Origin of the sequence: Moorena sp. SIO4A1 (assembly GCF_010672065.1) — a bacterium.
Lineage (GTDB): Bacteria > Cyanobacteriota > Cyanobacteriia > Cyanobacteriales > Coleofasciculaceae > Moorena.
The window spans coordinates 1-1,030 of record NZ_JAAHHX010001069.1 but is presented as its reverse complement, the minus strand read 5'-3'; the positions used below and the strand labels follow the sequence as shown (position 1 = coordinate 1,030).

General features: G+C 40.1%; 1 protein-coding gene. It reads left to right on the top strand.

Annotated elements, in window-relative coordinates:
* Positions 1-857 (top strand): ATP-binding cassette domain-containing protein (locus F6K53_RS45330; RefSeq protein ID WP_293087760.1); only part of this gene is annotated, 857 nt, incomplete at its 5' end.
* Between the last annotated feature and the right edge of the window lie 173 nt (positions 858-1,030).

Below are 1,030 nucleotides of genomic sequence, written 5' to 3'. Positions count from 1 at the left end.
CTTATATTGGGGGAGTCACAAGCTTGAGCAATACTTTCACAGATATTTTAGGAATTGTACCCATGTGGGAAAGAGCGAAATCTATTTTACAGGAAAAACCAGAATCTGATATTAATCAGCAAGATCCGGGTCGTATAAGTGGACATATCGTTTTAGATCATCTGAGCTTTCGCTATCGAGAAGATGGTCCTTTAATTATCGATAATATTTGTATTCATGCTAATCCCGGTGAGTTTATTGCACTTGTTGGCCCTAGTGGAAGTGGAAAATCAACCCTTTTTCGTTTGTTATTAGGATTTGCTAGTCCCATCACAGGAACGATTTATTATGATGGTCAAGACTTAGCGGGGTTGGATGTTACTGCTTTGCGTCGCCAATTAGGTGTTGTTCTACAAAATGGTCATGTTCAACAAGGGTCGATTTTTCACAATATTACTAGTGGTGCTTTAGTATCCCATGATGTAGCCTGGGAAGCAGCACGAATGGCTGGATTAGCCCTAGACATTGAGAAAATGCCAATGGGAATGCACACCGTTATTAGTGAAGGAGGAAGTAACTTATCGGGAGGACAAAGACAGCGTTTATTAATCGCTCGTGCTTTAGTAAATAAACCAAAAATAATTCTGATGGATGAAGCGACCAGTGCCCTTGATAACCGCACTCAACAGATAGTGACTGACAGCTTGGAGCAACTCCATGCAACACGTATTGTTATTGCCCACCGTCTTAGTACAATTCGTAATGCAGACCGAATTTATGTGATGGAAGCTGGACGAATTGTCCAGAGAGGAACATTTACACAACTCAGTCAAGAAGAGGGGTTGTTTGCACGACTGGTTGCTCGACAACTAGAATAAAATTCTCTATTAAGTAGGTGGGTTTAATTATCCGTAAAATAGCGATTGAGATTCAAAATGGTGAAAACCCCTTGAATAAAGGGTTTCAGCTTCATTTTCGGATTCTGAGTTTTAAGGTTTATTTATGCCCACCTATTTACTCTTCTTTCTTTAAAAAGTCGAGCAGCCATAAC